Annotated in this window: 6 protein-coding genes; all 6 read left to right on the top strand. The window is 39.2% G+C overall.

Annotation, left to right across the window (positions count from 1 at the left end):
• Positions 1-1,119: 1,119 nt before the first annotated feature.
• The 6 genes from CUN59_RS09405 to rseP all read left to right on the top strand — a co-directional run bounded on the left by CUN59_RS09405 (position 1,120) and on the right by rseP (position 7,052).
• On the top strand, positions 1,120-2,247 hold the full coding sequence (locus tag CUN59_RS09405) for a septal ring lytic transglycosylase RlpA family protein (RefSeq protein WP_104387607.1): 1,128 nt from the start codon (positions 1,120-1,122) through the stop codon (positions 2,245-2,247).
• 147 nt (positions 2,248-2,394) lie between these two features.
• Complete coding sequence (locus tag CUN59_RS09400; RefSeq protein ID WP_104387606.1) at positions 2,395-4,014, top strand: bifunctional pantoate--beta-alanine ligase/(d)CMP kinase; 1,620 nt, start codon at positions 2,395-2,397, stop codon at positions 4,012-4,014.
• 159 nt (positions 4,015-4,173) lie between these two features.
• Positions 4,174-4,902: an HAD family hydrolase gene (locus tag CUN59_RS09395; RefSeq protein ID WP_104387616.1), complete on the top strand. Its 729-nt coding sequence runs from the start codon at positions 4,174-4,176 to the stop codon at positions 4,900-4,902.
• A gap of 335 nt (positions 4,903-5,237) precedes the next feature.
• Positions 5,238-5,426: a hypothetical protein gene (locus CUN59_RS09390; RefSeq protein ID WP_104387605.1), complete on the top strand. Its 189-nt coding sequence runs from the start codon at positions 5,238-5,240 to the stop codon at positions 5,424-5,426.
• 188 nt (positions 5,427-5,614) lie between these two features.
• Positions 5,615-5,791: a calcium-binding protein gene (locus CUN59_RS09385; RefSeq protein ID WP_243406908.1), complete on the top strand. Its 177-nt coding sequence runs from the start codon at positions 5,615-5,617 to the stop codon at positions 5,789-5,791.
• Between the two features lie 166 nt (positions 5,792-5,957).
• Positions 5,958-7,052 (top strand): RIP metalloprotease RseP, encoded by a 1,095-nt coding sequence (rseP, locus tag CUN59_RS09380; RefSeq protein ID WP_104387603.1) that lies wholly within the window; start codon positions 5,958-5,960, stop codon positions 7,050-7,052.
• Positions 7,053-7,308: the final 256 nt, after the last annotated feature.

Raw genomic sequence — 7,308 nt, 5'->3', positions numbered from 1 at the left:
CAAGGAAAAATGTAACTGTTTTGAGACTCCATTTGCCAAAACCTTGCACTTGCTTGTTCTTAAAATCCGCAAAACCCCCATTAATAAACGGTTATAGCTTTATTCAGCAACCCCTAAATAGGTCGGGGTTGACTTTGGCTAATTCGGGAATGTAGTTGGCTAAGACACCATCTTTCAGGGCTTTATACTGGGAGTCTAATTCTTTGAGAATATCTAAAAGTGCTGTTGGCAGTATTTCTGGATTTTCTGAATGAGAAATGATGTTAATGACTAGATTTAAAATTGACTACTGAATAGTATCCGTAAAAAACAAAATTTATGTATTTTTTGTTACTTATTTTATTTGTATAGACGCGCTTATCCAATTTTTTTATTTTCTCGTTGATCATTGATCTTGGAGTGAGCAGAAATACTGATTAAAGATTAAGTGCTGATCCTGCTTAAACTTTTGTGTCAGATTTAATACTTTCATAATCTTTAAATTTTTAGTATTAATACATATAAACCTGTAAAGTAAATACTATGTATTAGTAACAAATAGGAAAGTATTATTAGCTAAAAAAGATGATCGGGACTTACGCAAAATATCTTTCAAATCTTCATTTCTCTGTTACCTCTGTGTCTATGTAGTTCGTTATTTCATGAATCTTGCGTAAGTCATAATTATAAAACAATATTTTTAGGCAATTATTAATTAATGTGATCAATATTTTACCAGTAAAATATTATCAAAGCATCAATTACCTTGACAAACATTTTACTACTCAGTACTTTGCAGACACTGAGAATAAATATTAGGTAGTAATTTGGGATCAAAGCGATCGCGGTGTTATAACTTTGAAAAAAAAAAAAAATAAATCTTAAAAAAAACGTTACATAGCCAAAGTCCTGAATTAATCACGGTTTGACAGCCAAAACCCGATTATAAATTTTGTCATGGTTGAAAGACTTACGGTAAAACCCCGATCCCCAAGAGGAAAAATTCATGTTAATCTGTTTCAGTTACAAAATACAAAGTGAAAGCGGAACGGATTCGAGTTTATTCAGGGTTTCACTATTATCGGTGAACAGCCCCAATTCAAACAACTTCAGTTCTACACTCGCTTGAAAATCGGACTCATGAATCAAAGACATTTGTGGAGCACTGTCGCTGCCCAAACAATTATCGCCCTAACTGTGTTGAGCTTTCCTTCAGTAGGTAGAACTCAAACCAGTGAGGAAATTTCTCCCCATCTTGAAACATCACCCACCAGTGAAGCCGTCAAAATAGGAGAATATCAATCCTCGACAGAAAACCCCATCTCAGATACTGTGATTACCAGAGTTCATCCGCATAGTATTCGAGGTTTACAAGCAGCAACTCTTTATGTTCGGGATCTTCCCGTTCTCACCTTCCTGGGTTCTACTCCAGTGGCTAACCCAGTTACAAACAAAGAAACTAAAGTAGGAATAGTTGGCAATAGTGAAGATATTTCTAATCCTGTGATGCCAACTAACCTAGCCAAAATTGGTAATTTTGGCAATCAATCTAATGTCAGCCCAGAATATAGCACGACTGACAACGATCCAGTTCAGAAAGCTAGTCTGATAGCAGCTAGAATCAATCAACTGATTGATAAGAATATAGACGCAACTAAAATTATCGTCAGTTGGAAACCAGAAGATCAATCTCCCATTTACAATAAAGCCCAAAAGCCAGGCTTTTCTGTTCAAAAATCGTCAGGAGATCGCTACACCATTCAGATTGACGGTCAAGAACTGGTAGAAGTCAATGAAGTTACAAGACTAGCAGATACTACCGATAATTTGGCACAGGATGCCTTACAAGTAACAAATAGACTGCGAAGACTCATTGGTAACGCGTCTCCCGTTAACGTAATTGCAGGCCTACCAGCCAGAAAATTACGGTCGAAACCACAGCAACGCCGGCAAATTGCCTTTGGCAATGTCAAACTCAGATTTCAAGGTATGGCTTCTTGGTACGGCTATGATGGTTCTGGCACAAGGACAGCCAGTGGTGAGAGATATAATCCCGAAGGATTAACTGCTGCTCATCGCACTTTGCCTTTAGGGACAAAAATCCGTGTTACTAATACCCGTAACGGTCGTTCTGTGGTTGTGCGAGTTAATGACAGAGGTCCATACATCCGTGGTCGAATTCTGGATCTTTCCGCTGGTGCGGCTCGCCTATTAGGCATGATTAGTAGTGGTCTTGCTCCTATAAATCTTGAGGTTTTAGGAAGATAAGCTCCCTGCCAGATCCGGTTCTCTTTTCGCTGTTCACTTATCTGCCTCTAGTTCGTCTATTATATCTCCCCATCATGCTTTATGCCAAGCCACGCTATCGGATATACACTAGCGGGGGAGAAGATAAAAAGAACTAGGGGTATTTTTATGCGTGTGCTGACAACTGTTGCCGCCTTACACTGCTATTTGCGTCGCCACCGTTGGCAAAACGATCTCAGACCAGATGATCTGGGATGGGATGAAGAAAGTATTTGGTATCCTACCGCAGTGGGTTTAGTGCCAACTATGGGAGGTTTACATCAAGGTCATTTAAACTTAATTAACCGAGCTAAAGAAGAAAATTCGACGGTAATTGTCACCATTTTTATCAATCCCTTGCAATTTGGACCCAATGAAGACTATCAACACTATCCCCGCAGCTTAGAAGCAGATCGAGAATTGTGTGAACAAGCTGGAGTAGACGTAATTTTTGCCCCAACTCCGGAAGAAATTGGTGTGCCTCGGAAGAATATAAAAGAAACTCACGTGACACAAGTGATCCCTCCATCTGTTATGATATCTAGCTTGTGTGGTAATTATCGGCCAGGTCATTTTCAAGGGGTGGCGACGATTGTCACTAAGCTTTTTAACTTGGTACAACCTGACCGAGCTTACTTTGGGCAAAAGGATGGACAACAACTAGCAATTATTAAACGGTTAGTAGCTGATTTGAATTTGCCAGTAGAAATTGTTGCTTGTCCTACGGTGCGGGAGGTGTCCGGCTTGGCTTTAAGTTCTCGTAATCAATATTTGACTGCCACAGAAAAAGAGCAAGCAGCAGTGTTATTTAAAGGTTTACGGCAAGCTGAAGCGGCGTTTCGAGCTGGCGTTCGTGACAGTAGTGAACTGATAGCATTGGCGCGGCAAGAAATCGCAAAAGTTAGCAATATCAGCTTGGAATATATTGAATTAGTTGAACCGACTACGTTGATGTTTTTAGATAAAGTTGAGGATGAAGGAATGCTGGCGATCGCTGCTCGTCTTGGTTCTACACGCTTGATTGATAATATGATTTTGCGCGATAGTTGTGGCAAGGGTAGCTATCGTCAGCCAATTATCGCCATTGATGGGCCTGCGGGGGCTGGTAAATCTACAGTTGCTCGCCAAGTGGCGCACCAGTTAGGGTTAGTGTATCTAGATACTGGTGCTATGTACAGAGCCATTACTTGGCTAGTGCTAGAACAAGGTATTGCTATGGATGATGATTGTGCGATCGCTGAATTAGCTACTCGGTGTAAAATTGAATTGACTCCTAGCCAAAGTCTGCAATCTCCTGTGAAAGTGCAGATTAATAATATGGATGTCACAGAAAAAATCCGTACAGTTGAGGTAACGTCTCAAGTATCAGCGATCGCCGCCCAAAGTGCCGTTCGTCAAGCATTAGTTCAACAACAGCAAAGTTGGGGTCAACGTGGTGGTTTAGTGGCAGAAGGTCGAGACATTGGTACTCATGTTTTCCCAGACGCGGAAATTAAAATCTTTTTAACTGCTTCCGTGGGTGAACGGGCCCGTCGTCGTCAGCAGGACTTTGAAAAAACAGGTTCAATATTAAGCCTAGAACAGTTAGAACGGGAAATAGCTGAAAGGGACTTGAAAGATAGTACCCGTAAAGTTTCCCCTTTGCAAAAAGCAGTAGATGCCATTGAATTACAAACCGATGGTTTAACGGCTTCTGAAGTGGCTGCACAAATTATTAACTACTACAATCAATGTTTATCACACTGGTAAGTAGGTTGGCGTAAGTGAACTACCACACACTGACCTGCGGTATGTAGTTGAATGAGATAGGAACTGAAACTGAAAACATGGTTTACGCCACGGGCTAGGCCATCAGACAGGAGAAAGCTTCCCCCCCTGCCTCATGCTATATTAAAGGTGTGTAAGATTTTGGCTACTATCAAATGTAAAAATTTGACTTTTTCTCATATTGAGGCGGTTTTATTTGATAAAAATGGGACCCTTGAAGATTCTGAATCATATTTAAGAATATTAGGACAAAAATCAGCGAGAATTATAGACTCACAAATCCCTGGTATTGGTGAACCCTTATTAATGGCTTTTGGCATTGATGGTAATCATTTAGATCCAGCAGGTTTGATGTCCGTAGCCAGTCGCCAAGAAACAGAAGTTGCAGCAGCAGCTTACATTGCTGAAACGGGAAGGGGATGGTTTGAGTGTTTAAAAATCGCCCGTCAAGCATTAGAAGAAGCTGAACAATATGTCAAGAAAACCCCATCGCCTCTATTTGTGGGTAGTTTGGAGATATTAAAGTCTTTATCAACTGCGGGTTTAAAATTAGGAATTCTCTCGGCTGCAACTACAGAAGATGTGAAAAACTTTGTCACCACTCACCAACTTAGAGATTATTTACAAGTGGAAATGGGAGTGGATGCAGGACCAAGTAAACCAGATCCGGCATTGTTTTTGGCGGCTTGTCAAGCTTTGGGAGTAGCACCATCAGCAACTTTAATGGTAGGAGATTCTGTAGGAGATATACAGATGGCACGTCATGCTAAAGCTGCTGGTTGTATTGGCATTACTTGGATTAGTCGAGCAGATCATGTTCAAGGTGCAGATGTGGTAATTAATCAATTTGATGAAATTCAGGTAAGTTAAGCATACAGCAGAATTCAGAAGTCACCGAGTCAGCACTTCGTCTTACTTCGACTAGATCAGGGCATACCAAGCTCAGTATAAGTTGATCAGGGGTCAGGGGTAAAAGTGTTTTTGTCTATAGGTATAGGTTTAAATTTAGATCTTGTACCTCGTTGATCTGCAATTTGGTGTAAATGTAGAGAATCAAGAAGAAGTCTATAATTCACAACTCATTTAGTGGATAATATAAAGGTCACAAATAATTGAGAATAATTTGCAGTTCTTGTATTTATGTTTAACAGGGGAGATGGGCAAAATTTCCGCAATTTTGATTACAAATTAAAGGGGTATCTGTTATGAAAGAATATATGAGTGCTTTAGAAGGATTAGTCCAGGAATTAACACTAGCGGCAATTTTAGAGATGCTAGAGCGTATATGTCATAAAAAAGCGGAACATCTCAGAACCCACTGGAAGGATGAAGAAACTGCCAAGTTGTGGGATAAAGCCGCTAGACAGATAGAAAATATCAATGTTGATATTTAAACTCTGGGAAAAATTCAGGGGTGGCTGTGGTTATTTCCAATTAGTGGAAATAACCTAGCTTTAATTATGCAGATAATTTATTGACCTAAAAAACCAGTAAGTAATAGGGGTAATAATATCAGAGCGGATACAATCACAAGCAGAGTACCTGGATCAATTTTAATCTCGTTATTCTGTGGATTAGGCATTTGGTAAAGTCCCCCAAAATATTTAATTCACTCCAATCTAATATAACTATTTTCGGTAAGGACGACGAGACTCTTACAGCCAAGTTATCGGAAATTGAAGCTATAGATGGGGATGAAGACAGTAAAGAAGCATTAGCAGATTGGCAATACTGGCTGGCGAGAGGGTATAAATTTTAATATATGTACTAGCATCAATAATGTAAAGGAATTTTGCTCCCACAAATGTTTGGGGTGAGAATTTGCACGGAGATGAGAGAAAACCGAAAATAGCCGATTTTGTTTCTTAGTCCATTCCCAAACTACAATAGGAATATATATCCGAATATTTTGATTAATTTGCTCTATGTCAGTTTTAGCAGCGATCGCAGTCTTGGCTATTTTGATCTTAGTCCATGAGTTAGGACATTTCATAGCCGCCCGTTCTCAAGGTATTTACGCTAACCGCTTTTCCTTGGGTTTTGGCCCCACACTGTTAAAATACCAAGGACCGGAAACGGAATATACCATCCGCGCTTTCCCTTTAGGTGGCTTTGTTGGCTTTCCTGATGATGACCCAGATAGCCAAATTCCTCCCAATGACCCGAATTTGCTGCGTAACCGTCCAGTTTTAGACCGCGCCATTGTCATTAGTGCCGGTGTTATCGCCAATTTAATCTTTGCTTATTTGATGTTGGCTTTGCAATTGGGAATTGTGGGTATACCTCAAGAATTTCAATATCAACCAGGTGTACTTGTCAAACCCATAAACGAAGAATCCGTAGCATACCAAGCAGGGATAAGGGAAGGAGACATTATTCTGGCTGTGAATGGTCAAGAAATTGCTATAGGTAAGGATGCAACTACATTATTGACCAGAGAAATTCAAACCCATCCTAATCAAGAAATTGACCTCAAAATTCAACATGAAACCCAACAAACTAACATCAAAGTAACTCCTAAACAGGGTGCTGATGGTAAAGGATTAGTAGGCATTGAATTAGTCCCCAATGGTAAAGCCACCTATCGCCGTCCCCAAAATATTGGTGAAATTTTCACAGTGGCGGCTAATCGCTTTCAACAGTTAGTTGTAGGAACATTCCAAGGTTTTGGACAGTTAATTACTAATTTTGGACAAACAGTAGGACAAGTTTCTGGTCCTGTAAAAATTGTCAAAATTGGCGCTCAATTAGCTGCTAGTGATAGCACCAATTTATTTTCCTTTGCGGCAATTATTAGTATTAACTTAGCAATTATTAATATTTTGCCTCTTCCCGCTTTAGATGGTGGACAATTAGCATTTTTACTAATTGAAGGTCTATTTGGTAAACCGTTACCTAATAAAATTCAAGAAAGTGTCATGCAAACTGGTTTAGTTTTGCTTTTAGGATTAGGTATTTTCTTAATTGTCAAGGAAACCACTCAATTAGAATGGGTACAGCAATTATTTCAGAAATTGTAATCCTATTTCTTTGTAAGTAGGGTGCGTTAGCGATAGTGTAACGCACCTTGAAAACCCTCATATAAAAAATTTCCAGTTGCATAAAATCAGATGAAATTACAAGCAATATCAGATTTAAAAAATAAAATTATTCTTGGTGATAATTTATCTATACTCAAACAAATAGAAAATGACACTTTTGATTTAATTATTACATCACCACCATATTTTCAGCAACGTAATTATGGTAATAGTAATGGCTCTTCCAGACTAAATA

This window comes from Cuspidothrix issatschenkoi CHARLIE-1, from assembly GCF_002934005.1.
Taxonomy (GTDB): Bacteria; Cyanobacteriota; Cyanobacteriia; order Cyanobacteriales; family Nostocaceae; genus Cuspidothrix; species Cuspidothrix issatschenkoi.
This window is presented reverse-complemented; position numbering and strand designations above follow the sequence as displayed.

Excerpts from the sequence above, each read along its gene's own strand:
- CUN59_RS09405 (WP_104387607.1), top strand. The coding sequence starts at position 1,120 with ATGAATCAAAGACATTTGTGGAGCACTGTCGCTGCCCAAACAATTATC.
- CUN59_RS09400 (WP_104387606.1), top strand. The coding sequence starts at position 2,395 with ATGCGTGTGCTGACAACTGTTGCCGCCTTACACTGCTATTTGCGTCGC.
- CUN59_RS09390 (WP_104387605.1), top strand. The coding sequence starts at position 5,238 with ATGAAAGAATATATGAGTGCTTTAGAAGGATTAGTCCAGGAATTAACA.
- rseP (WP_104387603.1), top strand. The coding sequence starts at position 5,958 with ATGTCAGTTTTAGCAGCGATCGCAGTCTTGGCTATTTTGATCTTAGTC.